Annotated in this window: 23 protein-coding genes; 8 read left to right on the top strand and 15 right to left on the bottom strand. The window is 73.1% G+C overall.

Going from position 1 to position 25,357, the window contains the following annotated elements; genetic code table 11:
• Positions 1-114 precede the first annotated feature (114 nt).
• The 5 genes from SCAB_RS03825 to SCAB_RS03805 form a co-directional block, all read right to left on the bottom strand.
• On the bottom strand, positions 115-1,230 hold the full coding sequence (locus SCAB_RS03825) for a serine hydrolase domain-containing protein (RefSeq protein WP_037726704.1): 1,116 nt from the start codon (positions 1,228-1,230) through the stop codon (positions 115-117).
• A gap of 130 nt (positions 1,231-1,360) precedes the next feature.
• Positions 1,361-2,782: a CAP domain-containing protein gene (locus SCAB_RS03820; protein ID WP_012998731.1), complete on the bottom strand. Its 1,422-nt coding sequence runs from the start codon at positions 2,780-2,782 to the stop codon at positions 1,361-1,363.
• Positions 2,783-2,822: 40 nt separating this feature from the next.
• On the bottom strand, positions 2,823-3,143 hold the full coding sequence (locus SCAB_RS03815; RefSeq protein ID WP_037726700.1) for a YkvA family protein: 321 nt from the start codon (positions 3,141-3,143) through the stop codon (positions 2,823-2,825).
• A gap of 107 nt (positions 3,144-3,250) precedes the next feature.
• Positions 3,251-3,634, bottom strand: coding sequence for a hypothetical protein (locus tag SCAB_RS03810; protein WP_012998729.1), 384 nt, complete (start codon positions 3,632-3,634; stop codon positions 3,251-3,253).
• Between the two features lie 290 nt (positions 3,635-3,924).
• A complete protein-coding gene (locus SCAB_RS03805) occupies positions 3,925-4,848 on the bottom strand; it encodes a MurR/RpiR family transcriptional regulator (protein ID WP_037726698.1) in 924 nt (307 codons plus the stop codon).
• A gap of 158 nt (positions 4,849-5,006) precedes the next feature.
• Between SCAB_RS03805 and SCAB_RS03800 the strand changes: the two genes are divergently transcribed.
• From SCAB_RS03800 to SCAB_RS03780, 4 genes are all read left to right on the top strand, one after another.
• Complete coding sequence (locus SCAB_RS03800; protein ID WP_012998727.1) at positions 5,007-5,396, top strand: hypothetical protein; 390 nt, start codon at positions 5,007-5,009, stop codon at positions 5,394-5,396.
• Positions 5,396-6,214 carry a DUF1206 domain-containing protein gene (locus tag SCAB_RS03795; protein ID WP_049875646.1) on the top strand — a complete coding sequence of 273 codons (819 nt, stop codon included), beginning with the start codon at positions 5,396-5,398 and terminating at the stop codon, positions 6,212-6,214. The genes SCAB_RS03800 and SCAB_RS03795 overlap by 1 nt, the downstream gene beginning before the upstream one ends.
• 145 nt (positions 6,215-6,359) lie before the next feature.
• A complete protein-coding gene (locus tag SCAB_RS03790) occupies positions 6,360-6,851 on the top strand; it encodes a DUF6328 family protein (protein ID WP_041668874.1) in 492 nt (163 codons plus the stop codon).
• A gap of 231 nt (positions 6,852-7,082) precedes the next feature.
• On the top strand, positions 7,083-10,295 hold the full coding sequence (locus SCAB_RS03780; RefSeq protein WP_012998724.1) for an amidohydrolase family protein: 3,213 nt from the start codon (positions 7,083-7,085) through the stop codon (positions 10,293-10,295).
• 25 nt (positions 10,296-10,320) lie between these two features.
• Here SCAB_RS03780 and SCAB_RS03775 read toward each other — a convergent pair whose 3' ends face one another.
• The 5 genes from SCAB_RS03775 to SCAB_RS03755 form a co-directional block, all read right to left on the bottom strand.
• Positions 10,321-11,298 (bottom strand): threonine/serine dehydratase, encoded by a 978-nt coding sequence (locus tag SCAB_RS03775; protein WP_037726688.1) that lies wholly within the window; start codon positions 11,296-11,298, stop codon positions 10,321-10,323.
• A 270-nt stretch (positions 11,299-11,568) separates the two neighbouring features.
• Positions 11,569-11,919: a UBP-type zinc finger domain-containing protein gene (locus tag SCAB_RS03770; protein WP_012998722.1), complete on the bottom strand. Its 351-nt coding sequence runs from the start codon at positions 11,917-11,919 to the stop codon at positions 11,569-11,571.
• Entirely contained in the window at positions 11,916-13,433 is a 1,518-nt protein-coding gene (locus SCAB_RS03765; RefSeq protein WP_012998721.1) for an ATP-binding protein, read from the bottom strand. Before SCAB_RS03765 ends, SCAB_RS03770 begins: the two co-directional genes overlap by 4 nt.
• A gap of 19 nt (positions 13,434-13,452) precedes the next feature.
• Positions 13,453-15,129 (bottom strand): FAD-dependent oxidoreductase, encoded by a 1,677-nt coding sequence (locus tag SCAB_RS03760; protein ID WP_037726684.1) that lies wholly within the window; start codon positions 15,127-15,129, stop codon positions 13,453-13,455.
• A gap of 93 nt (positions 15,130-15,222) precedes the next feature.
• Positions 15,223-15,579 carry a VOC family protein gene (locus SCAB_RS03755; protein ID WP_037726683.1) on the bottom strand — a complete coding sequence of 119 codons (357 nt, stop codon included), beginning with the start codon at positions 15,577-15,579 and terminating at the stop codon, positions 15,223-15,225.
• Between the two features lie 57 nt (positions 15,580-15,636).
• Between SCAB_RS03755 and SCAB_RS03750 the strand changes: the two genes are divergently transcribed.
• Entirely contained in the window at positions 15,637-16,509 is an 873-nt protein-coding gene (locus SCAB_RS03750; RefSeq protein WP_037726681.1) for a universal stress protein, read from the top strand.
• Between the two features lie 31 nt (positions 16,510-16,540).
• On the opposite strand, the gene SCAB_RS03745 is transcribed toward SCAB_RS03750, so the two are convergent.
• From SCAB_RS03745 to SCAB_RS03735, 3 genes are all read right to left on the bottom strand, one after another.
• Positions 16,541-17,788, bottom strand: coding sequence for a DUF4032 domain-containing protein (locus tag SCAB_RS03745; RefSeq protein WP_012998718.1), 1,248 nt, complete (start codon positions 17,786-17,788; stop codon positions 16,541-16,543).
• Between the two features lie 126 nt (positions 17,789-17,914).
• The gene (locus tag SCAB_RS03740) at positions 17,915-18,361 is read right to left on the bottom strand and encodes a DUF3592 domain-containing protein (RefSeq protein WP_231884891.1); all 447 of its coding nucleotides are present in this window, start codon (positions 18,359-18,361) and stop codon (positions 17,915-17,917) included.
• A 90-nt stretch (positions 18,362-18,451) separates the two neighbouring features.
• Positions 18,452-20,374 (bottom strand): AMP-dependent synthetase/ligase, encoded by a 1,923-nt coding sequence (locus tag SCAB_RS03735; protein WP_012998716.1) that lies wholly within the window; start codon positions 20,372-20,374, stop codon positions 18,452-18,454.
• Between the two features lie 317 nt (positions 20,375-20,691).
• Between SCAB_RS03735 and SCAB_RS03730 the strand changes: the two genes are divergently transcribed.
• A complete protein-coding gene (locus tag SCAB_RS03730; protein ID WP_037726680.1) occupies positions 20,692-21,219 on the top strand; it encodes a hypothetical protein in 528 nt (175 codons plus the stop codon).
• A gap of 15 nt (positions 21,220-21,234) precedes the next feature.
• Here SCAB_RS03730 and SCAB_RS48240 read toward each other — a convergent pair whose 3' ends face one another.
• On the bottom strand, positions 21,235-21,498 hold the full coding sequence (locus tag SCAB_RS48240; protein WP_012998714.1) for a hypothetical protein: 264 nt from the start codon (positions 21,496-21,498) through the stop codon (positions 21,235-21,237).
• Positions 21,495-22,478, bottom strand: a complete 984-nt coding sequence (locus SCAB_RS03720; RefSeq protein ID WP_012998713.1) for a Bug family tripartite tricarboxylate transporter substrate binding protein — start codon at positions 22,476-22,478, stop codon at positions 21,495-21,497. Before SCAB_RS03720 ends, SCAB_RS48240 begins: the two co-directional genes overlap by 4 nt.
• A 289-nt stretch (positions 22,479-22,767) precedes the next feature.
• On the opposite strand from SCAB_RS03720, the gene SCAB_RS03715 reads away from it, so the two are divergent.
• Together SCAB_RS03715 and SCAB_RS03710 are read left to right on the top strand one after the other, a co-directional pair.
• Positions 22,768-24,612: a sensor histidine kinase gene (locus SCAB_RS03715; RefSeq protein ID WP_012998712.1), complete on the top strand. Its 1,845-nt coding sequence runs from the start codon at positions 22,768-22,770 to the stop codon at positions 24,610-24,612.
• Entirely contained in the window at positions 24,609-25,331 is a 723-nt protein-coding gene (locus SCAB_RS03710) for a response regulator (protein WP_012998711.1), read from the top strand. Before SCAB_RS03715 ends, SCAB_RS03710 begins: the two co-directional genes overlap by 4 nt.
• The last annotated feature ends 26 nt before the right edge of the window (positions 25,332-25,357 follow it).

The raw sequence follows: 25,357 nt of genomic DNA, 5'->3' as shown, positions 1-25,357 counted from the left end.
TGCCCGAACAAATCCGGGCCTGTCTCTTCGACCTCGACGGCGACGCCTTCCGGCCGTTCGATCCGTCCGCCGACGACGAGGTGTACGTGGACGGCCGCCCCCGCGCCGGCCGAGTCAGCCGCAGAACGTGGACTCCAGCGTGTTGTTCACCGTCGCGTACACCGGGCCGTTGTTGGAGGTGTTGGCGAACGCGGTCACGCTGCGCTTGCCGTTCTTCGAGGTGAACGCCCAGGTGTAGTAGCCCTGCACGGTCCCGGTGTGCCCGTACACGGAGACTCCGCAGGACAGGTCGCGCCGGCGCAGCCCCAGCCCGTACGCCTGGGTGCTGTTCACCGGTGTCCACGTCATCATCTGCTTCAGCTGGGCGGCCGAGGTGAGCTTGCCCCGCACCAGCGCCGACATGAACTTGTTCAGGTCCTTGGCGCCGGAGACCAGACCTCCCGCGCTCTGCGCCCACGACGTCGTCTGCAGGGTCGAGTCGATCTTCTTCCCGGTGGAGTCGGCCGTCATGTAGCCGCGGGAGTACGTGCCGGGGATCGTGTTCTTCGGGTGGACGTAGAAGGTGTCGACCAGTTTCAGCGGCTTGATGATCCGGTCCTGGTAGGCCGTCGCCACCGGCTTCTTGGTGATCTTCTCGATGAGCATGCCTCCGACCACGAAGTTCGCGTTCGAGTATGCGTAGGCCGCGCCCGGCTTGCCGGTGCGCGGCTCGGCGAGGGACATGTCCATCAGCTGACGGTAGGTGAACACCTTGTTCCGCACCTTCTCGAACCCCGCCACGCTGGGGGAGAAGAGGGTGTTGGCGTAGTCGTACAGCCCGCTGCGGTGACTGAGGACGTGCCGCACGGTGATCTTCTTGTCCGGCAGCAGCCCCGGCAGATACGTGTTCACCGAGGAGTCGAGCTTGAGCTTGCCCTCGTCGACCAGCTGTAGCAGGACCACCGCCGTGAACGTCTTGGTGACGCTGCCGACCCGGATGCGGTCCCCGGTGCCGAGGGCCCGCTTGGTGGACCGGTTCGCGACACCTTCCGCCAGATGGTGCACCGTGCCGTTGTCGTCGATTCTCGCGAACGCGCCCGGCGCGCCCTGCGACAGCGCCGTGCGCAGCAGTTTGCGCAGCCCGGTCGTGTCGGGCCCCGCCTGCGGGGCCGCGTGGGCGGGGACCGCCACCAGGGACAGGGCGATCGCCCCCAGCGTCGCCACACCCGTGCCCACCGTCGTCGAAACCATCTGACTCGTCTCCCGTCGCTCTCCGTCATCGACAGGGTGCATTGGAGTCCAGCGATCACGGAGAGTCAAGTAGCCGAGTGGGGAGGCGAGTTGAGCGACCCGAAAGAGGGACAGTGACGGCGGGTCGGTTTCAGCCGCCGAAGAGCTGGGTCCAGTAGGTGCCGGCCTCGCCGCCGCCGACGAAACCGACACCTATATGGGTGAAGCCGCGTTTGAGGATGTTCGCGCGGTGACCGGGGCTGTCCATCCAGCCGCGCACCACCTCGGCGGCGGAGCGCTGGCCGCACGCGATGTTCTCCCCGACCGACCGGTGGGTGGAACCGGCCGCCGCCGCGCGGTGCCAGGGTTCACCGCCGTCGGGGGAGGTGTGCGCGTAGAAGGCCCGCGCCACCATGTCGGCGCTGTGCGCCTGGGCGGCGGCGGTGAGGCGGGCGTCGGGGGAGAGCGGTGGCAGGCCGGCCCCGGCCCGTTCGCCGTTGGTGAGGGTGATGACCTCGGTGGCGGTGCGGTGGAGGCCGGCCGGGGAGAAGGGGTGGGCCCACAGGGCCGTCCAGAAGACCGTTCCCGAACGGGGATCGGTGGCCAGGCCGAGGCCGGTCTCGCGCCAGGCGGGGTCGCGGAGGGTGCGTCCGGCCGTGGCGTCGCGACGGCAGTGGTCCACGAACTCGGCGGCGGTGCGGGGGCCGGAGACCAGGTGCTCGCCGATGGTGAGGTAGGTGTATCCCGTACCGGTGACGCGTTGGTGGACGAAGACGCCGTCCCGGCCCTCGGCGGACAGCCGGCCCTGGGCGGCCATCGCGCCGGCGTGCGCCCGGGCGGCGTCCGACAGACGGCTGTCCAGCGAGACGGGCGGAGAACCCGCCTCGGCGCGGACGGAGTTGACCAGACCGAGGAAATCGTCGGGGGCGGGGGAGGGAGAGGGAGCGACGGGGTGCGTGCGGGCCTGTGGGGGCAGGTCGCGTCCCCGGGGCGCGGTCGTGCGGGGCGCGGTCGTGCGGGGCGCGGCTGCGTGGAGCGTGGCCGGGTGACCCGCGGCCCCGCTTCCCGGACGGGGTGGTGGCGCCGGCGTCTCCTCCTCCAGCACCTCCACGCCGAAGTCCCTCGCCACTCCCGCCAGCCCGTCCGCGTACCCCTGGCCGAGGGCCCGCAGCTTCCAGCCCGTTCCCCTGCGGTAGAGCTCCGCGAGGAGCAGTACGGTCTCGCGGTCGGGTCTCGGCGGGGTGAAGCGGGCGATCGTGCGGCCCCCGGGGCCGGTGACGAGCAGGGCCGGGGCGGGCAGACGGCCGAGCGGTGTGCCGGGGGCGGCCGGACTGATCACGAGGGTGAGGCGGGTGGCGCCCGGGCGGAGGGCGGCCGGGGTCACCGTCAGGGTTTCCCCCGCCAGCCTGACCCCCGGGGCCGTCGGCTGGTTGTAGAAGACGAAGTCCGCGTCGCCGCGGACCCTGCCGGTGTCGTCGGTGACGAGGGCCGAGACGTCGAAGGGGCCCGGCACCCCGATCGTCAGGGTGCCGCTCGGCAGGGGGATGTTGCCCCCGGGTACCAGCTCGTTCATCGGTGCCGTCCGTCGCAGTGACCGTCAGCCCGACAACGCCTCATCCCCGTACGGCGGTTCCCGTGCCCTCCTGCCGCTCCATCGCGTCCAGGGCGTCCTGACGGCCGGAGCGCATGGACCTGATCGCCAGCAGGAGGACCCCGATGTCGTCCAGGTACACGGGGTCCGGCACCAGGTCGGTCGGCAGGACGAGATAGAGGACGGCACCCCAGAAGACCCACTTGGGGCCGGTCGGCAGTCCCGCGCGGTTCAGCTCGCGCCGGGTGCGCACCAGCCGCAGCAGCAGCCACACGGCCACGCCGAGGACGGCGGCGGCGATCAGCACGATCGCGGCGATCACACCCCAGGTCCAGGAATCCATCGGTCCGCCCCTCCGTCGGGCCGGGCGGTGCGCCCGGCCTGTGCCTGCCCATCGTCTTCCCCCCCGGGCGGCGCCGTGTACCGCGGCGCGCGGGGAGCGTGAGGGGGTCAGTGCGAGGCGCGGGCGAGGTTGTGGTCCACCAGGGCCCGGCTGACGGCCCGGATGGAGCGGGCCATGTGGCTCAGCTGCATGACCTCGGCGGCGTACATCTTGATGGTGTGCTCGATGACCGACTCGGACATGCCGAGGCTGGGCAGCTCGGAGCGGGCGGTCTGCAGGGCGGTGCGGGCGACCCGGATCTCGTGCTGGACCTGGATCTGGGCGTGGCGGGCGAGCAGCACGGGGTGCCGCATCATCGCCGGGTAGCTGCCGTAACGGGCCGGCACCAGCTCGCGCAGCCACTTGGCCGCGGACCTCTCCCAGTCGTAGCTGCCGGGTGTCTTGACCTGACACGGCCAGTCCGTGCGGAGGGGCGAGGTGGTCAGGGCCATGTGTAACGCTCCGTCTTGCATCGACGCCATTGGGTGCAGCGGGGGTGGAGTCTGGGCGGCCCCGGCATAGGGGATGGCCGGGGCCGCCTCACCCGGGGCGCCGTGGCGGGTAGGAGCGGACGGACCCGGGTGGACGACGTGACCCGGCGTCCACCGGGTCACGATCCGCGAGCAGTATTTATATATACCCCTGAGTATGCAAGGGCATGGAAAAATTCATGCGGGGAGACGGTGGGAGAGGCGGCGAGGCGATCCCCCGCCGCCCCGGCATCCGGGAGGGCGCGGCGGGATCAGTCCCTGAGGAAGAACTGATGCTGCTCCGACACCTGCTCGTACGCCTCCAGCCGCGCCTGGGTGCGCTCGGGGTCCGCGTCCGTCATGGCCTGGAGCAGGGCGGAGGACATCATCACGGGGGCGGCGTACGAGTCGAAGACCAGGCGTGAGCCGGTGCCGATGGCGAAGACGGCGTCGGCCTCGTCCGCCAGCGGGCCGAGCGCCAGGTCGGTGACGAGGGCCACCCGCAGTCCGGCGCCGTGGGCGACGCGCAGCGCCGTCAGTGTCTCCTGCGCGTGCCGGGGCATGGAGAACGCCAGCACCCAGGTGCCGCCTGCCTCCCGGGACTGCAGCAGGGCGTCGTAGGCGACCGTGCCGCCCTTCGTCACCAGCCGGACGTCGGGGTGGATACGGCGGGCGGCGTAGGCGAAGTACTCAGCGAGCGCACCGGAGATCCGCAGCCCGAGGACGGTCAGCGGGGCCGAGCGCGACAGGGCGCGGCCGACCCGGATCACCTGGTCGGGGTCGGCGAAGTCGCGCCGCAGGTTCTCCAGGTTCTCGATCTCGGCGTCCACGGCGGCCTGCAGTTCGTTGCTGCGGTCCGCCGCCGGGACGCCCGGGGCGCTGCCGAGGGTGGCGAGCGCGATGGACTGGAGCCGCTCCCGCAGCGCCGGGTAGCCGCTGAAGCCGACGGCCGCGGCGAACCGGGTCACCGAGGGCTGGCTGACACCGACCCGCTCCGCGAGGTCCGTGATCGACAGGAACGCGGCCTCGGTGATGTGCTCGATCAGGTACTGGGCGATCCGCCGCTGCCCGGGGGAGAGCCGGGGGCCGTCGAACAGTTCCCTGAGCCGGGACGTGGGCGACTGCTCGGTCTCCGGGGCGGTCCGCCCGGACGTGATCGCTGATGCCTGCGCCCGTGCCTGCTGCGGCGATGGCACGCGCGCGCCTCCTTCGTCTCCCACGAGCACTCAACATAGCCCACGCCCCGCGCGCCTCCCGGCGCCCGATCGCGCGACCTGCGAGAACCCCGTTTCGGGCACACCATGGGGGTACTCGGGGTACCCGCATCCTGTCGCCCACACGAGGGAGAAGGCTCGTGACCCTGCCCAGTCTGCCGGTGTCCCAGGTCGAGGTCGTGCTCTGCGACTGCTCGGCCGACGACGCCGAACGCGTCTTCGCGTGTCTGCGCGCCCACTTCGAGACGGACCGGCGCCCCGACGACCCGCCGCACGAGACCGGCACCGGCCGGCCGACCATGTGGACCGGCATGTACGACACGGCCGCCGCCGTCCCCTCCGGCACGGGGGAGCACCCCCGGCCGCCGTCCGCACCCGTCACGGTCGAGGTGCAGGGCAGTCCGCCCGCCGTACGGATGCTGCGCGAGGCGCTGGAGGAGGAGTACAGCGTCCGCCAGGTGGGCGTGGACGCCGGTGATCAGGAAGTGCAACTGCAACTGCGTGTAGAGGGGCGGGAGGGGCGTAGCTGATGACCACTCTGGGGGTGGGGCGCGGACGTGCCGCGCGGAGTTCGGTGACGGAGGGCGCGGCGCGCGCCGGGCTGACGGCGCGCGGCGTCATCTATCTGCTGGTCGGGGCCCTGGCCCTGCAGATCGCCTTCGGCGGAAGCTCGGAACAGGCCGACAGACAGGGAGCGTTGGAGGAGATCGCCGAGAAGCCGCTGGGCTCCGTGCTGCTGTGGGCGCTGGGCATCGGCCTGGTGGGCATGGCGCTGTGGCGGCTGTCGGAGGCGGTGTTCGGCGCGGCGGGCGCGGACGGCCAGAAGTGGACCAAGCGGCTGGCGTCCGCCGCCCGCTTCGCCTTCTACTCCTTCGTCGCCTACTCGATGCTGGCCTTCGCGGCCGGTGAGGGCGGCGGGGGCGGCTCCAGCGACGAACAGTCCCGGGACGTGACGGCACGTGCCCTCGAACTGCCCGGCGGCCAGTGGATCGTGGGCGCGGCGGGTGTCGGGGTCGTCGTCGCGGGCGGATGGATCGGCGTACGGGCCGTGATGCGCTCGTACCACAAGCATCTGCGGCTCGGCGAGATGTCCCGGCGCACGCGGCGGCTCGTCGACGTGAGCGGCGTGGGCGGCGGGGCGGCGCGCGGCCTGGTGTTCGCCGCGGCGGGTGTCTTCGCGGTCCGCGCCGCGATCCAGTACGAACCCGACGAGGCCAAGGGCCTCGACGACACGATCCGTTCCTTCGCGGACGCTCCCGCCGGTCCGGCGCTGCTCGCGTGCGTCGCGGCCGGGCTGGTGCTGTTCGGGGTGTTCTCCTTCGCGATGGCGCGCTGGCGCAAGGTGTGAGGGAGTCGGCGAGGCCCTCCCGGCCGGGAGGGTTCCGCCGGATGGATTCGCTCATGCGAATGAACTGGCGAGAGATGTGCTTGAGGTCCGGGCGTACGGCGTCATGGAGGGAGGGGAACATCGACTGCAGCGGCCGGGAGGGCACGTGAGCGAGGCGCGGGGCGACCGGGGCAGGGGGCGCGACGAGACCGAGGACGAGCGGGCCGACCGCCGCTGGGGCGAACTCATCCAGGAGGTGAGGGTCGCCCAGACCGGCGTCCAGATCCTGTTCGGCTTCCTGCTCACCGTGGTGTTCACCCCGCGGTACGAGAATCTGCCGCAGACCGAGCGGACGATCTACATCGTGACCGTCGTCCTCGGCGCCGCCGCCACCGGCGCGCTCATCGGCCCCGTCTCCTTCCACCGGGTCGTCGCCGGCCGCCGGATCAAACCCGCCGCCGTACGCTGGGCCGCCCGCCTGACCGTCGTCGGCCTGGTCCTGCTCCTCGCCACGATGACGGCGGCGCTGCTGCTGATCCTCCGCGTGGCCACGCACGACGAGTACGTACCCTGGCTGGTGGGCTGCGTCCTGCTCTGGTACCTGCTGTGCTGGTTCGTCCTGCCCGCGTGGATCCGGCGTCGGCACGCGGACGACTGACACCGGGTACGGCGCGCCGGGAGCAGGCGCCGCATGTCGTCCACCTGCTTGATCTCGTCAAGCCCGGCCCTTCACCGTCGCGACGACCTGCCGGCCGGTGATCAAGGGCGTGGCCGGCCGCCGCCCCGTCGACGCCCGCCACCGCCCGCCGTCACCCCCGTGGGTGACATCCCCGGTGGCGTGAATGGCGGTGTTGCCCGTGTGCCGGGCGGTGCGCGAGCGTGCCGTGTCATGGACCGTGACCAGAGTCACCGCACCCCGCCCCTGACCCGCCGTCAACTCCTCGCCGCCACCGGGGCCACCGGAGCCGCCGCGGTGCTCGGCAGCGCCGGTCCGGTCGCCGCCGGGCCGGGCTCCCCCGGTACCGGCCCCTCCCTCACCTTCACCCGGGCGACCAACGGCGCGGCGACCCTCGCCACCGGCGGCGACACCCTGATCGCCGAGGTGCAGAGCGGCCTGTGGTCCCTGCCCCGCGGCGGCGGCAGAGCGGTCCCCCTCACCCCGGCCGGACTCGAACCCAACCGGCCCACCCACTCCCCGGACGGCGACCTGGTGGCGTTCTGCGCCTACCAGGGCGGCGGTTTCCACCTGTGGACCATGCGCCCCGACGGCTCCGAGCTGAAGCGGCGCACCGACGGACCCTGGGACGACCGGGCCCCGGCCTGGTCGCCCGACGGCACCCGGCTCGCCTTCTGCTCCGAACGCGGCGGCGACCCGGACCGCCCCGGCGGCGGATGCCCCTACCGCGTCCACGTCCTCGACCTCGCGACCGGCGAGATCACCCGCGTCACCGGCCTCCCCGGCCAGGACGGCCCCCTTCAAGACGGCGGCTGGGAGGACTTCGACCCCACCTGGTCACCGGACGGCTCCCGGCTGCTGTTCGTGCGCGGCAAGGTCGTCACCACCGGCTCGACCCCGTCCGTCGAGGCCCGCACCGTCGCCGCCGTGGCCGCCGACGGCACCGGCCCGGTGACCGTCGCGCACACGGAGACCGAGGCCGCCCAGGTCATGACCCCCGCCCTCGCCCCGGACGGCCGCCTCGCGTACCTGCGCACCACACCGGCCCCGCACGGCACGTGCACCCTCGTCGTCGCCGGAGAGCCCGTCCCGGTCGACGGCGATCTCGCGCCCGTACCGCCCCGCTGGACGGCCCGCGGAGAGCTGCTGCTCACCCTGGACGGCCGGTTCACCCTCGTACGGCCCGAAGCACCCGCACGGACCGAGACGATCCCCTTCCGGGCCGTCCTCCCCGTGGACCGGCCGCGCCGCCGGACCAAGGAGTACGACCTCGGAGAGGCACGGGTGCGGCCCGCGCGGGGCATCCATCTGCCCGCGCTCTCCCCGGACGGGCGGAGTGTCGCGTTCGCCGCCCTCAACGCGCTCTGGCTGGCGCGGACGGCCGGCGGCCGCCCGCCGAGGCGGCTGCGGCAGTCGCCGCCCACCCGCTGGCTCCTCGCACCCGCCTGGGCGCCCGACGGACGGTCCCTCGTCTACGCCGACGACCGCGACGGCCTCCTCGGCGTGTACCGGCACGATCTGGCCACCGGCGAGGAGACCGCCCTCGCCACGGGCGGCCGGGTCATGCCCGCCCTCTCGCCCGACGGTCGGCGGCTCGCCTGCCTCGACATGGCCGGCCGCCTCGTCGTACGGGACCTCGCGAGCGGCGAGGAACGCGTCCTCGTGGAACCGCTCGGCGGAGGCGGCCTCCCCGGCAGGCCGAGCTGGTCGCCGGACGGCCGGTATCTCGCGCTGTGCGACCGCAACCGGCTCGGCGCCCGCTTCCGCGAGGGCTACAACCTGATCCGGGTGGTCGACGCCACCACGGGCGCCGACCGGCTGCACGCGGTCGCGCCCCACGCCTCGATCGCCGACCGGTACGACTCCGGGCCCGTCTGGTCGCCCGACGGCCGCTGGATGGCCGTGATCGTCGAGTCCGCGCTCCGCCTGCTGCCCGTGACCCCCGACGGCACCCCGCGCGGAAGGCTCCGCACCCTCACCACCGACCCCGCCGACCACCCCACCTGGTCCGGCGACTCCAGGACCCTGCTCCACCAGTCGGGCACCCGCCTCCGGCTCGTCGACGTCTCCGGCGGCCGCCCGCGCACGGTCCGCGTACCGCTCGACCGCACCCGGCCCACACCCGCCGACACCGTCGTCCACGCCGGCCGCCTGTGGGACGGCACCGGCGAGACGGTCCGCGAGGACGTCGACATCGTCGTCCGCGGCGGCCGGATCACCGTCGTCGAACCCCACCGCGGCGGCCGGCGGGCCGCCCTGCGCCGCATCGACGCCTCCGCGCACACCGTGCTCCCCGGCCTGTGGGACACCCACACCCACCCCTGGCAGAGCACCTACGGCAGCCGTCAGGCCGTCGGCCAGCTCACCTACGGTGTGACCACCGCCGTCTCCCTCGGCGGCTTCGCCCACGAACAGGCCCGCATCCGCGAGGAGGTGCACGCCGGACGGCTCGCCGGACCCCGCCTGCTCACCACCGGCGAACTCCTGGACGGCGCGCGGGTCGCGTACAGCATGGGACGCGCCCACCGGACGCGGGCGGGACTGCGCCGCTCGCTGGAGCGGGCCGCCGCGCTCGACTGGGACTTCGTCAAGACCTATGTGCGGGCGCCCGGTTGGGTGATGACCGAGGCCGCCCGCTTCGCCCACGAACGTCTCGGCGTACGCACCGGAGGCCATCTGCTCTCCCCGGGCGTGCAGCTCGGACAGGACCTGACGACCCATCTGCAGGCCACCCAGCGCGCCGAGTTCGGCCACGCCGTCACCGCGGGCGGGCGGGCGTACGAGGACGTCGTGGAGATCTACACCGGGCAGGGCGTGGGCTTCTCGTTGATCGCCACCCCCTTCACGGCCCTGCCTCTCCTCGGCGCGGACCCCTCCCTGGCCGACGACCCCCGGGTCACGGCCGTGATGCCACCGTGGGACGCCGCCTTCGTCCGGCAGGGAGCGGGAACTCCGCCCACGCCCGCCCAACTCGCCGCGCTGCGCACCGAGACCGATGTCTACCGGCGGATCCTCACGGCCGGCGGCATCGTCGCCCTCGGCACCGACCAACCGCTCGTACCCGTCGGCCTCTCCCTGCATCTCGCCCTGCGCGCACTGCACGCCGGCGGTCTCACCCCGGCCGAGACCCTGCGCACCGCGACCGTCCTCCCGGCCCGGCTCTTCGGCCTCGACGACCACCTGGGCACGGTCGGCGCCGGCAAGCTGGCGGACCTGACCGTCGTCGACGGCGACCCCTTCACGGACTTCACCGACCTCCTGCGCACGGTGTCGGTCCTGCGCGGTGGAACGCCGTACGCCACCGAGGAGTTGGTAGCCGCCTACCGGCCCGCGGCCCGGCGCGCGAAGGCCGTCGGGACCGAGGAGGAGTGGCTGGAGGTCGGCCGTCTGATGCGCCGGGACAGCTGCTGCCACGACGGCCCCTGAGCGAGGGCACGGTCCGGCCGCCGCGTCACCGCAGCCCGAACTGCCGTGCCCAGGCCGTGATGTCGGCCGTGGTGGCGTTGCCGCCGCAGACCACCAGACCCAGCCGGGCGCCGTCGCCGACCCGCTCCCGCACCTGCCGGGCCGCGGGCAGCAGGCAACCGGCGGCGGGTTCCGTCCACACCTTGGCGTGCTCGGCGAAGTCGAGGACGCCCTGGACGGCCTCGGCGTCGGGGACCACGAGGACGTCCTCGACGAAGGCGGTCACATGGTCGTAGGTGAGGCGGGAGGCGGACGGCGCGCTGAGCGTGGTGACGACGGAGGACAGGGGGACCGTGACGGGGCCGCCGGCCGCGAGCGCCTCGGTCATGGCCGTCGCGCCCACGGTCTCCACCCCCCAGACGCGGACGCCGGGACGCAGCGCCTCGAAGACCGCCGCGACACCGGCGATCAGCCCGCCACCGCCGATGCTCACGAGGACGTCGGTGAGCGCGCCGGGGCCGTCGGCCGCGCCGGTGTCCTCGACGAACTCCAGGCCGACGGTGCCCTGGCCGGCGATCACCAGCGGGTCGTCGAAGGGGTGGACGAGGGTGAGGCCCTCCTCCCGCAGCCGCTCGGTCAGTGCGAACGCCTCCGCCATGCCGTCCGTGAGCCGCAGCGAGGCCCCGGCCGCCTCGACGAGGTCGATGGCACGGCGCGGGGCGGTCCTCGCCATCACCACGGTCGCCTTGACGTGCAGTGCCGCGGCCATGTGCGCCAGCGCGATCCCGTGGTTGCCGCCGCTGACCGCGACGACGCCGGCCGCCCGCTCGGCGGGGGTGAGCGCCAGCAGCTTCGCCGTGGCGCCCCGGGCCTTGAACGAGCCGGTGCGCTGCAGCAGCTCCAGCTTCGTGGTCACGGGGACACCGAGCAGGTCGGACAGGCCCGGGCTCGGGACGGTCGGCGTCCGCACGATATGGCCGGCGATGGTGGTGGCGGCTTGGCGGATCTCGTCTGTCCCGATCAACACGGTGGCACTCCGTTCGGTGGGGCGGTGTCTGTGGTTCGCGGTGGGGGTGTGGTGGGGGTTTGGTTGCTGGGGCGTCTGCGGGTTCGGTGGGGGCTGGCCGCGCAGTTCCCCGCGCCCCTGAAAAGCGGGGGCTGCGCCCCGCGCTTTTCAGGCCCGCAGGGCCTGTTTTCGGGGGCGCGGGGAACTGCGCGAGAAGCCCCCGGGCCCGCACCCGCGATACTGCCCGAGCCACCCCATCACCTTGCGACATCCGCCCCCCGCGTCACCTCACCGCAGACGATCAGCCCAGTCGTCCGGCACCCGTCCGGCAGGGCCCGGGGCCGGCTGGGCCGTGGGACGGCTGAGCGGCGGGGCCAGGTCCGGTCCGGACTCGTACATCTCGGAGGTCGCGTAGTTCCAGAACCAGGACTCCCCGGGCTCATAGCTCCGCACGAAGGGATGCCCGGCACCGCTCGCGTGCGCCGTCGCGTGCTGCGCGGGTGACGAGTCGCAGCACCCGACGTGACCGCACTGTGCGCAGCGCCGGAGATGGAACCACCAGCCGCCGGCCGCCTCGCACTCCACGCAGCCCTCGCCGCTCGGCGGCACGGCGGGGTCGATTCCGGCGGGCAGGGTCATGGGGCCTCCTCGGGCGCGTCGGGAGAGGGGAGCGGGCGGTCGTCGGGGTCGTCGGCGAGGGTGAGGTCGAGGTCCGCCGCCGGTGCCGCCAGCGGCAGGAACACCTGGAAGCGGGTCTCGCCCGGCCGGGACCGGACCTCGATGTGCCCGTGGTGCTTGTTGACGACGATGCGCCAGGAGATGTCGAGGCCGAGCCCGGTGCCCTGCCCGACCGGCTTGGTCGTGAAGAACGGGTCGAAGATCCGGTCCCGGATGTCCGCCGGGATGCCGGGACCCGTGTCGACGAACTCCACCAGCACCTGGTCACGGTGGTCGAGCGCCGTGCGTACGGTCAGCGTGCCCGCGCCGCCGGTGTCGTTGATCGCGGAAACCGCGTTGTCGATCAGGTTCGTCCACACCTGGTTCAGCTCACCCGGGTAGGCGGGGATGCGCGGCAGGGTGCGGTCGTACTCCTTCACCACCTCGATCCGCTCGCCGATCTTCCCGGACAGCATCAGCAGGGTGCTGTCGAGGAGTTCGTGGACGTCGGCGTTCTGGTAGGGCGCGCGGTCCAGCTGCGAGTACTGCTTCGCCGCGTCGACGAGCTGGCTGACGCGCGTCGTGGAGTCCTCGATCTCGTTCATCAACAGCTCGGTCTCGACGGTGTAGTTGAGCCAGCGGACCGCGCCTTCGAGGGTGTGCTCGTCCACGGCGGCCGCGACCTGGTCCAGCCAGGCGGTGTCGAGCCCGGCCTGGACGAAGGTCGGCGCGAGCTGCCAGCCGCCCGCGATGCCGTGGTCGTCGAGCCAGTCCGACAGCTCGTCCTCCCGGTCGGACGCCTCCAGCGGACTGAGCGGGGTCGCCTTCGCCACCTGCTCGGCCGTCCGCTCCTGGAGGTCGACCAGCGACTCCAGCATCGCCCGCTTGTACGGCCCGGCGGCGATGACCCCGAGCTTGTGCCGCATGCCGGCCACCCGCTCCCGCAGCGCGGAGGTGGCCCGCACGGCCGCCGCGGCGGGGTTGTTCAGCTCATGGGTGAGCCCGGCCGACAGCGAGCCGAGCGCCAGCAGGCGTTCGCGCTGGTTGATGGTCCGCTGGGTGTTCTGATGGCCGAAGAACACGCCTTCGAGCAGGTGTACGGCCATGGGGAACCAGTCGCGCATGATCCGGGCGAAGGCGTCCGCGGGAAGGACGTAGAAGCGGGAGGGGACGGTGACCCGCATGGAACCCTTGTAGCGGGCCTGGTCCGCCTGGTCGCCGAGGTACGCCTGGAAGGCGCCCGCGTACACGCCGACCTGGGAGCTGCGGCTGACCTCGACGTCGTCGTCGCCGACCTGCCGGGACAGCACCACCGTGCCCTCCAGGAGCACGAAGAAGCAGGTGGCCGGATCGCCCTCCCGGTAGACGGGGCCGGGCTCGAACCGCTCCACCCGGCCCTCGCGGCACAGCCGGTCCAACTGCCCGTCGTCCAGCTTCTCGAACAGGAACAGCCTGCCCAGCTCGGCCCGGTCGCACGGGGACGGCTGCCCGCTCACGACGACGCCCCTCGGGACGTCATGACTGCTCCAGATACCTGTGCACCAGCATCACGGCCATCGCTCCCTCTCCCACGGCGGACGCGACCCGTTTCGCGGACTGGGACCGCGCGTCCCCGGCGACGAACACGCCGGGCACATTGGTCTCCAGGTGGTACGGGGGCCGGTCCAGCTCCCAGCCCGGCGGCGGACCCCCGTCGGCGGTCATGTCGGGCCCGGCCACGATGAACCCGCGCTCGTCGCGGAGAACGGTTCCCTCCAGCCAGTCGGTGTGCGGCTCGGCGCCGATGAACACGAACAGCCACTGGGCGTCGACCAGTTCCTCGCGCCCGCTCACCAGGTCCTTGAGGGTCAGCTGCTCCAGCTGGTTCGTGCCGTGCGCGGCCTCGACGACCGTGCCGGGGCGTACGAAGATGTTCGGCGCCTCGCCGAGCTGCTGGATCAGGTAGTGCGACATCGACGCGGTGAGCGACTCCCCGCGGACGAGCAGCGTGACCGACTTGGCGCCCCGCGACAGGTACATCGCGGCCTGACCGGCCGAGTTGGCGCCGCCGACGATGTACACGTCGTGGCCCTGGCAGCCGGCCGCCTCGGTGAGCGCGGAGCCGTAGAACACCCCGCAGCCGGTGAGGTCCGCGCAGCCCGGTGCGGCGAGCTGGCGGTACGACACGCCGGTCGCCAGGATCACGCTGTGCGCGGCGACGGCCGAGCCGTCGGAGAACCGGACCGTGCGGGCCGCCCCGTTCACCTCCAGACCGCTCACCTCGCGGGCCGTGAGGATCTCCGCCCCGAACTTGGCGGCCTGGCGCCGGGCCCGGCCGGTGAGCTGTCCGCCGGAGACGCCGTCGGGGAAGCCCAGGTAGTTCTCGATGCGTGAACTCTGCCCGGCCTGCCCGCCCGTGGCCGACCTCTCCACGAGCAGCGTCCGCAGCCCCTCCGAGGCCCCGTACACGGCCGAGCCCAGCCCGGCCGGTCCGCCGCCGATGACGACCAGGTCGTAGAAGTCCTCGGCCGGTGTCGTGGCCAGGCCCACCCGTTCGGCCAGCTCGGGGTCCTCCGGCGCCAGCAGCGGGGTGCCGTCCGGGGTGACGACCAGCGGCAGCCGCTGCCCGTCCGCGCCGGCCGCCGCGAGCAGCCGACGACCCTCCGGCTCGTCCGACGAGAACCAGCGGTAGGGCACCTGGTTGCGGGCCAGGAACTCGCGTACGCCGGACGACCGCGCCGACCACCGGTGCCCGACCACCTTGGTGGTGCCCGCACAGCTGCGGTCGGCGGCCCGCCAGGCCTGCAGCAGGTCGTCCAGGACCGGGTAGAGCTTCTCCTCCGGCGGGTCCCAGGGCTTCAGCAGATAGTGGTCGAGGTCGATGACGTTGATCGCGTCGATCGCCGCGCCGGTGTCGGCGTACGCGGTCAGCAGGACGCGCCGCGCGCCCGGATGGACGTCCAGGGCCTGTTCCAGGAACTCGATGCCGTTCATCTCCGGCATCCGGTAGTCGGCCAGGATCACCGCCACCTGGTCCCCGCGCAGCTTCAGCTCCCGCAGGGCCTCCAGCGCCGACTGCCCGGACTCCGCCCGCACGATCCGGTACGACTCGCCGTACCTGCGCCGCAGGTCCCGTGCCACCGCACGCGACACCCCGGGATCGTCATCCACCGTGAGGATCACGTTCCGCGCCGGACCGACCGCCTGAGTCATACGCCTCCACCCCGAGCCACTGCGCCCATCGTATGTTCGACCGTCCGGGTTCGCTCGGTTTCCCCGCGCGGGACCGGGGGCGCACGCCGGGGATCAGCTCCTGCGCGGGGCCAGGACGCAGAACTCGTTGCCCTCCGGGTCCGCGAGCACCACCCAGGGCTCGTCGCCGCGCTGCCCGACGTCCGCGTGCCGGGCCCCGAGGGCGAGGAGGCGGTCGACCTCCGCGGCCTGGTCGTCGGGGCGGAAGTCGAGGTGCAGCCGGTTCTTGACGGTCTTCGCCCCCGGATCGCGTCCGAACAGCAGTCCGGGGAGGCGGTCCGGGGCCGGGCGGATCTCGTACTCGTCGGGGGAGTCGTCCACGACGACCCAGCCGAGGGCCCGCGCCCACCAGCGCCCGAGGGCCGCCGGATCGGCCGCGTCCACCACCAACTGCTCCCACTCCAGGGTCATACGGCGAGCGTACGGAAGACTGGGCCCGTCAGCCATGTGACTACAGAGAGGTGGGCGATGACGACGCGCCCGATCACCGCCGCAGTGGACGGTACGCCCGAGAGCCTGGCCGCGCTGGCGTGGGCCGGCCGGGAGGCCGTACGCCGGGACCTGGCGCTGCGGGTGGTGCACGCGTGGCAGTGGGAGCCGCACGAGGCGGTCGCCGTGGACCGGGAGGGACAGGCCCGGTGGGCCGAGGAGGCCCTCGCCGAGGCGGCGCGAGACGTCCGCGAGCGGCACTCCGGACTGGCGGTGACGACGGAACTGCTCCAGGGCCCGCCGGTCGAGATCCTGGCCGGCGTCGCCGGCTCCGCCGAGGCGCTGGTGCTCGGCTCGCGCGGGCACGGCGCGGTGCTCGGCTTCCTGCTGGGCTCCGTCGGACAGCAGGTGATCGTGGAGTCCCCGTGTCCCGTCGTGCTCGTGCGCGCCGAGGACAGCCCGGCGGGCGAGGCCGCCGGACGCGAGATCGTCGTGGGCCAGCAGGGCACGGCGGAGGACAGCGCCGACGTGCTGCGGTTCGCGTTCGAGACGGCGGCGGCCCGCGGGGCGTCCCTGCGCGCGGTCCGGGCGTGGGCACTGCCGCCGCTGTACGCCTACAGCCCCGGCTCGCTGAAGCTCCTCGACGAGGCCGGCGGCCTGGAGCCGTACGAGAAGAAGGCGCTGGCCACCGCGCTGGAGCCGTGGCGGGAGAGGTTCCCCGGGGTCCCCGTCACCGAGCACGTCGAGATCGGCAGCGCCGGGCAGGTGCTGCTGTCCGTGGCGCACCGGGCGCAGCTGATGGTGGTCGGGCGCCGCGCCCGCCGAACGGCCGTCGGCGCCCGGATCGGTTCGGTCACCCACGGGGTCCTGCACCACGCGGGCTGCCCGGTGGCCGTGGTCCCGCACGGGTGAGGGCGGCCGGCGGTCCCGGCCGCCCGGCCGCTCACGCGGGGGCGGCGTCCTCCGCCGGGGGCGGCAGCAGCGCCAGCGTCCTCGGCAGGACGTTGTCGATGTAGTCCTTCACGGCCGTGTCCAGGCCGATGTCGTGCTGGGCCCGCTCGGACAGGTACCAGCGGTGTTCGAGGAGCTGGTGGTAGATCTCCGCCGCGTCCATCGAGCCGCGCAGTTCGAGCGGGACGGCGCGTACGGTCGGCCGGAACACCTCCCGCACCCAGCGGTGGGCCAGCACCTCGGGGCGGGCGCCCAGGGGGTCGCCCGGGGCGTAGTCGTCCTGGGTGGCCATCCAGCTCTCCAGGTCGTTCAGGAGCCGCCGGGCCTGGTTCTCCTCGGTGTCCAGACCGGTGAGCCGCAGCAGCTGCCGCTGGTGGTGGCCGGCGTCGACGACCTTGGGCACGAAGGTCACCGTGTCACCGTTGTCGGCGTGCTCGATCTGCATCTCGGCGACGTCGAAACCGAGTTCGTTGAGACGGCGGATCCGGCGCTCGATGTAGTGGTACTTCCCGGCCGGGTACACCGACCGGCGCGTCAGCTCCTCCCACAGCCCGTGGTAGCGGGAGCAGATCTCGTTGCCGAACTCGATCGGGTCCACCGAGGGGTGCAGCGCGCCGGACGCCTCCAGGTCCAGCAGCTCGCCGCTGATGTTCACCCGGGCGAGATCGAGGTCGTACTCCCGCTGCCCGGAGCTGAGCCGGCTGTGCAGGTCGCCCGTCTCGGCGTCCACCAGGTACGCGGCGTAGGCGCCCGCGTCCCGCCGGAACAGCGTGTTGGACAGCGAGCAGTCGCCCCACGCGAACCCGGTGAGGTGCAGCCGCACCAGCAGCACGGCGAGGGCGTCCATCAGCCGGTGCATGGTGGCCGGCCGCATGGTCGTCTCGAACATCGAGCGGTACGGCATCGAGCCGCCCAGATGCCGGGTGATCAGCACCGACTCCAGCGGATCACCCGCGTCGTCCAGCCGGCCGGTGACCACCCCGAGGGCGTCCACGGCCGGGATGCCGAGCCGGTCCAGGTCGCGCAGCAGCTCGTACTCGCGCAGGGCGGGCCGCTCGGCGAGCTCCTTGACGGCGACGACCTCGTCGCCGGCCCGGGCGTAACGCACCACGTGCCGGGAGATACCGCGGGGGAGCGGCACGAGATGGTGCTCGGGCCACTCCTCCAGCGGCACGTGCCACGGCAGTTCCAGCAGCAGCGCGGGGTGTTCCGGGTTGGTGGCGCTGATCTGCAGTGCCATGGGTCCTGGTCCTCAGCCTTCGTCTGACGGTGGTGCGGAGTGCTCGCGGGGAAGCGGTTTCCCGCTGCCACCCGGAGCATCTCCGCATCCGGAGGACCGTTTCGTCAACAGCAGCCCGGTCCGTGGTCAGGAGGGTGCGGGGGCGGTCGGCTCCCGGCTCGGCTCCTGCCGGGGCCGTCCGAGCGCGGACCGGACGTTCCAGCCGCCCACGGCCAGGCACACCAGTCCGGTGGCGCCCGGGTACAGCCAGACGCCGTTGTCCCGCACGACGGCCGTGGCCGACGACGCGTCGTCGACGTAGGCGGGCACGGGCCCGCTGGGCCTGCTCGCGAACGTGGTGTCGACCTCGACCCGCGGGACGCGGAAGGAGCCGTCGTGGGCCCGGAAGGACCCCTCGCACGACCAGTCGTCGTCGCCGTCCGACTCGGACACCTGGCACCGGGTGACCTCGAACTGCCCCGCCACCCCGTTCAGTTGCGTCTCCAGCCGGAGCAGTGCCGCTCCGAGCAGAAAGGCTCCGCCGCCCAGCGCCGTGACCGTGGTCAGCAGCTTTCTCGGGCCCATACGTGCCATGGATCGTCCCCCTGGTTGGATTCTGTTCGTTCTGGCCGGCTCCGTACGACCGTCTGGTCGGTACGGCGGTGCCGCGGTACGCCGGTGCGGTCAGTGCCGGGCGCGGCGGAAGACGTCGTCGGAGTCCGAGTCGTCCCAGTCCCCGGGCTCTTCCGGCACGCCGCGCCGCAGCGCCCGCGCCGAGGTCGCGTACATCGCCTCGATCTCCGCCTCGTACCGCCGTACGATCGCGTCCCGGCGCAGCTTCATCGACGGGGTGAGCAGGCCGTTGGCGAGGTCGAAGGGCTCGGGCAGGATGCGGTAGACACGGATCGACTCCGCGCGTGACACCGTGCTGTTGGCCGCCGCGATCGCCCGCAGCACCTCCTGCCGCAGCGCGTTCTCCTCCCGTGCCTCCCGGCCCAGCAGCTCACCCGGCGCGGACAGGGACCCCCGCCAGTGCGCGAGGAACTCCGGATCCAGCGTCAGCAGGGCGCCCACGCACGGCCGGTCGTCGCCCACGACCACCGCCTGGTGGATCAGCGGATGCATCCGCAGCTGCTCCTCCAGCGGCGCCGGGGCCACGCCCTTGCCCCCGCTGGTGATGATGATCTCCTTCTTGCGGCCGGTGATCGACAGATACCCCTCGTTGTCCAGCCGTCCGATGTCCCCGGTGGCCAGCCAGCCGTCCTGCAGCGCGGCCCGCGTGCCCGCCTCGTCGTTGACGTAACCCTGGAACACCGAGGGGCCGTTGACGAGGATCTCCCCGTCCCGGGCCACCCGGATCTCCGTCCCCGGCAGCGGACGGCCCACGGTGCCGAACTTCTCCCGGCCCACCGGCTGGGCGGTGATGCCGCCGGCGGTCTCGGTGAGGCCGTACCCGTCGTGGACGAGGATGCCGATGCCGGCGTAGAAGAGCGCCAGGTCGCGGTTGAGCGGGGAGCCGCCGGAGCAGCCGCCGCGCACCCGGCCGCCGAGGGCCCCGCGCAGCTTGCGGTACACCGCCTTCTCGTAGAACGCGTGTTGCAGCTTCAGGTCCATGGCCGGGCCGGCGCCGGTGCCCAGCCGCTGCCGTTCGGCGGCGAGGGCGTAGTCCTGGGCGGTGCGCACCGCGCGCTCGAACAACGGGCCCCTGCCGGCCTGTTGGGCCTTGCGCAGGAAGTTCTTGTAGATCTTCTCGAAGAGATAGGGCACGCCGAAGAGGAAGGTCGGCCGGAAGGAGCGCAGCGAGGCGGACAGGGCCTCCTCGGTCGGGTCCGGTTCGTGCGCGAGGAGCAGCCCGCCGCGCAGGCACATCCCCTGGATCATCAGGCCGTAGACGTGCGAGAACGGCAGGAACGCCAGGATCGCGGGCTGTTCGCCCGGCGCGGCGGTCGTCTGCCGCCACCCGGCGAGCAGCACGTCGCAGGGGCTGGCCAGGCTGCGGTGGGAGAGCGCGCAGCCCCGCGGGCGGCCGGTCGTGCCGGAGGTGTACGCGATCACCGCCGTGGAGTCCGGCATCACGATGCGGCGCAGCGAGTCCACCGTCGCGTCCGGCACCTCCCGGCCGGCCTCCACGAGCTGCGGCAGCGAAGCGGCGTCCAACTGCCAGACGTGGCGCAGCAGCGGCAGCTTGGCGCACACCGAACCGACGGTCATCACGCCCAGTTCGTCCTCGACGACCACGCCCACGCAGCCCGCGTCCCGCAGGATCCATTCGATCTGGTCGCGCGACGAGGTGGGACAGACCGGCACGATCTCGGCGCCCACGGCCCACAACGCGACGGCGAGCAGCGTCCACTCGTACCGGGTGCGGGCCATCACCGCGACCCGGTTGCCCGGACGGATCCCGGAGGCGATCAACCCCTTGGCCAGATCGGAGACTTCGTCCCGTGTCTCGGCCGCGCTCACCCGGGTCCAGGTGTCCGGGAAGGCGGGGTCGCGGCGCGCGATCTGCGGCAGCGCGGGATCACGGTGTGCCGTCTCGAACAGCGGATCGGCCAGCCCTCCGGTCATGACCGGTCCCGTCGGTGGAGCAAGACCGAAGTTGCCCATGCGACGCTCAGAACCTTCCCTGCACGCGACCTCGCCGAGCGGTGCGCCAACCGGCGGTGATCGAACGTAGCGTACGGCCCCCGCCTCGCGCGCGGGGAATCGGCAAGTCGGGCCGCCGCCCATCCGTACGGTGGGCCGTGGACGTGATGTGCGGCACGTGTGCGGCCGCCCGCGCGAGGCCCTCCCGGCAATCGTCGCTGCACACGGCTTGATCACCTCTGACCGGCGGTAATGCCCCGAACCCGGACGTCCGACGGGTGTGGCACTGTGGTGCGCGCGAACGCGGGAGAGGTCCCGCCGATGTGGAGAGGTGGACGGTGCGCGAGCCCAATGTGATCGGGGACTGGCAGGAGTACGACGGTGACCTGGCCGGCCTGCGCGTGCGTGTCCACCAGGTCGAGTGCGCCGAACCCCCTCGGGGCCGCGACGACGCCGCCGAGGGCCTCGCGTACTTCCGGTTCCGGGTGACGGTGGAGAACCGCGGCGCCGAGCACGTCGGGCTGCACCTGGAGGACGGCCAGCTCGACATCCGCACCGGGCCCGACGGCGAGAGCGCCTTCCTCGACTGGCGCAACTCCCGGTTCATCGAGGGCTTCGACCTGTACCCGCTGCGCCGCGCCACCTCCGTCCTCTACGCGGCGGCCCCCGAGGGCCACCTCAGCCAGTTCGACATCCAGGTCCAGCTGCGCGTCGACGAGGAGTGGACCGAGCGGTACCTGTGGTCCGGCGGCATCGGGATCGACGAGGACCTCCTCGATTCGTCGGCCGGTACGGGCCGGGAAGGCATCGCCGGGCAGATCAGCGCGTTCCTGCACGAGGAGGCGGAGCGGGGGGCGGCGGGCTGAACCCCGCCCCGGGAATCACCCCGGGCCGGCGGGCGTGCGGTGCCGGGCGCCCGGGAGCAGCCGTTTCAGCAGCGGCCGGGCCGGCCGCACGGCGATGACCGCGCTCACGGGTTGTTCACCGGGGTCAGGGCCGTGCCGGAGCCGTCGAGGAGGGAGCCGAAGGCGTCCACGTCGGAGCACTCCCATCAGCGGGCCGCCCGGCAGGGGCACCCCGAGCAGGTGGTCGAACAGGACGTACCGACCAGGGGGAGTGCCGGTGGTGTCCGCGTCCGCCGTCACAGCCCCAGCTCCTTCAGCACCGACACCACGCGCTTGTCCTGGGCCTCCAGGAATTCGCCGAACGCGTCGCCGGCCAGGAACGCGTCGTCCCAGCCGTGCCGCTTCAACGACTGGCGCCACTGCGGCGAGTCGTGCAGCTCCTCGACGAGCCGGGTGAGCCTGCCGCGCTGGGCGTCGCTGAGGCCGGGCGGGGCGACGATGCCGCGCCAGTTGGTGAAGCTCACGTCGTAGCCCGCCTCCCGGAGGGTGGGCGCGTCCAGCCCGGCCACCCGCTTCGGGCCCGTCACCGCGAGCACCCGCAGCTCGCCCGCCCTGATCTGGTCCAGGTACTCGCCGACGCCCGACACCCCGAAGGCGACCTTGTCGCCGAGGATCGAGGCGAGCAGTTCACCGCCGCCGTCGAAGGCGACGTAGTTGACGTCCTTCGGCGCGATCCCCGCGGCCCGCGCCATCAGCATCGGCGCCAGATGGTCCGGCCCGCCCGGCGCCGACCCGCCGCCCACCGGCAGCTCGCCCGGGTCCTCCTTCCACGCCGCGATCAACTCGTCGACCGTCTTGTACGGCGAGTCCTTCGCGACCACCACGACGTCCTGCTCCTCGGTGAGGCGGGCGATCGGTGTGGTGTCGGCGAGGGTCTTCGGCGCGTCGTTGGAGCGGACGGCGCCGACGACACCGAGGCCCATCGACATCGCGAGACTGCCGTTGCCGCGCTCGCCGACCAGCCGGCTCAGCCCGACCGTGCCGCCGGCCCCGGGCAGGTTGAACACCTCGATGCTGTGGGTGAGCCCGGCGTCCTCGGCGTTCTTCGCGGCCGTCCGGGCCGTGATGTCGTAGCCGCCGCCGGGCGTGTTCGGCACCATGAAGCGCAGGCCCGGGATCCGGGTGCCGGAATCGCCGCCGCTGCCGACCGTCAGCAGCGGCGGCCCCACGAGCACGAGAGCGGCCGCCCCGAGCAGGGCGAGGGGGGTGCGCAGCCGCACGAATGCCACCACCTGTCGGTCGGGGTCGAGGGGGCGAGTGATCTGGACCACATCGTGCCCAGGGGAAACGGAACCGGCTCCGTTGTGCACACAACGGAGGTTGTGGTCGTAGTGGTCACGGCCCCTGTCACCGTATGAGCACGTCCCGCACACCTCTCTTTCCCGGATCGGGACCGGGCGCCATGATTGTGCGACCCACCGCACAGGCCGGCGCCCGAGCCGCCTGACAAGTGTCGGCACGAGAGAAGAGTCCGTCGTGGTGTTCCGTCGCCATACCCTCGCAGGCGAGATGCTGGTGCTCCAGCTCGCCATCGTCGTGGTGGTGCTGCTGGCGGTCGCGGCGGTCTCGCTCACACAGTCGGCGGCCACCTTCAACCGGGTCGAGGGACGCCGGGTCACCGCCCTCGCCGAGCAGCTCGCCGCGAACCCCCTGGTCCGCGACCGGCTCGCCCAGCCCGTCGCGCACGAGGTGCTGGCGCCCCTGGTGAACTCCGTCCAGACGCAGTCGGGGGTCACGTCCGTGACCGTCGCCGACGCCGACGGCCGGATCGTCAGCTCCACCGACCCCACCGTGATCGGCGAGACGATGCCCGCCGACGGGACGGCGGTGGCGGGCCGTGGCTGGTCCGGCCCGCTGACCTTCGACGGCAACCGTGAACTGGTCGCCCAGGTCCCCGTCCTCGGCGCCACGGTCGACGACGACCTGGGCCGGCTGCTGGGCACGGTGATGATCGGCGAGGCCGCCCCGACCGTGTGGCAGCGCCTCGGCGGAGCCTCCTCCTACCTCCTCGCCTACCTCGGCATCGCCAGCGGTCTCGGCCTCGCCGGTTCCTGGCTGCTGGCCCGCCGCGTCAAACGGCAGACCCTCGGCCTGGAGCCCCAGGAGATCGCCGGCCTCGCCGAACACCGCGAGGCCATGCTCTACGGCATCGCCGAGGGCGTGATCGCCCTCGACCCCCAGCACCGGCTCACCCTCGCCAACGAGATGGGCCGGCGCCTGCTCGACCTGCCCGGGGACTGCGTTGGCAAGAGCCTGGCCGACCTCGGAGTGGAGGGGCGGCTACGGGACGTCCTGGTGGGAGCACAGGAGGCGGGCGGCGGCGCCCGCGACGACGGGACGGGGACGGGCGAGGGCACGGCGGGCCGTGATGCAGCCGAGGTCGCCCGTGCGGGAGAGACCGGTGCCCGCCCCACAGCCGTCGGTGCCCGCCCCGCAGCCGTCGGTGTCCGCGCCGGAGCCGCCGGCTCCGATGAAGGCGGCGCCGAGGAGCCCGACGAGAGCACCGGCCGCCCCGGCGACCCCGCCACGGCCCAGGACGCGCCGGCCGACCGGCGGGACGAGGTGGTCGTCCGTCGGGGCCGGGTGCTGGTGATGAACCGGATGACCGTCACCAAGGACGGGCGTCACCTCGGCTCCGTCACCACACTCCGGGACCGCACCGAGCTGGCCCGGCTCGAACGGGAGATCGGCTCCTTCCGCAGCTCCGCCGAACTGCTGCGCGCCCAGGCCCATGAGTTCGCCAACCAGCTGCACACCATCTCCGGACTCATCCAGATCGGCGAACAGGACGAGGTCGTCCACTACATCCGCGCGCTGAGCCGCCACCGCCACTCCCTCGACGTGACCCTCAGCCGCCGCGTCCGCGACACCGCCGTCGCCGCCCTGCTCACGGCGAAGACCTCCCTCGCCGCCGAACGCCGGGTCACCCTGCGCATTTCGGAGAGCACGGCGCTCGACCGGCTCGCCCCCGAGGACGCCGCCGACGTGGCGACCGTCGTCGGCAACCTCGTCGACAACGCGGTGGACGCGGCCGCCACCACGACCCTGCCCGACGGCCACGAGGCATGGGTCGAGGTGGAACTGCGCCAGGACGCCTCCAGTGTGGAGATCGTCGTCCGGGACTCGGGCCCCGGCGTGGCCCCCGAACTCGCCCGTGAGGTCTTCGCCCACGGCTTCACCACCAAGGCCGCGCGCGAAGGCGAACGCGGCATAGGCCTGGCCCTCACCCGCCTGGTCTGCGAACGCCACGGCGGTGAGATCTCGGTGACCAACACCCCCGACGGGGCCATGTTCACCGCCCGCATGACCGTCAGCCACCTCGCCGACGCGGTGGCGGAAGGAGCGTCACCATGAGCGGCACGAGCGGCACGAACGGCACGAGCAGCCCGCCCGGCACGATCGACGTGCTCGTCGTCGACGACGACTTCATGGTGGCCCGGGTCCACCGCGCCTTCGTCGAACGCGTCGAGCCCTTCCGCGTCGTCGGCGTCGCCAGCACCGGAGAACAGGCCGTGCAGGCCGTCGACGAACTCCGCCCCGACCTGGTCCTGCTCGACCTCTACCTGCCCGACGGCTTCGGCCTCGACGTCATACCCCGGCTGCGCACCGCCGGCCACGACTGCGACGTCATGGTCATCAGCGCCGCCCGGGAGGCCGACAGCGTGCGCGGCGCGGTCCGCCACGGCGTCGTCGACTACCTCCTCAAGCCCTTCGAGTTCGAGGAACTGCGCTCCCGGCTCCAGCGGTACGCGGCCCAGCGCGGCCGCCTGCTCACCACCGTCGTGCGAGGCCAGGCCGACGTCGACCGTGTCCTCGCCGGAGCGGCCGCGCCCGCCCCGGCGGCCGGCGCCCTGCCCAAGGGCATGAGCGTCGAGACCGCCGAACTCATCGAAGGCGCCCTGCGCGGCGCCGACGGCAGCCTCTCCGCCACCGAGTGCGCCACCCTCACCGGCATCTCCCGCGTCAGCGCCCGCCGCTACCTGGAGTACTTCCACGGTACCGGCAGCGCGGACGTCTCCCTGCGCTACGGAGTGGCCGGGCGGCCGGAGCGCCGGTACAGCTGGCGGGTGTGACGGCCCCGGACCGGCCCAGGACCGGC

It is taken from the genome of Streptomyces scabiei 87.22 (assembly GCF_000091305.1).
GTDB classification, from domain to species: Bacteria; Actinomycetota; Actinomycetes; order Streptomycetales; family Streptomycetaceae; genus Streptomyces; species Streptomyces scabiei.
Note: the sequence above shows the minus strand (reverse complement) of the source record. Positions and strands in the feature narration are given on the sequence as shown.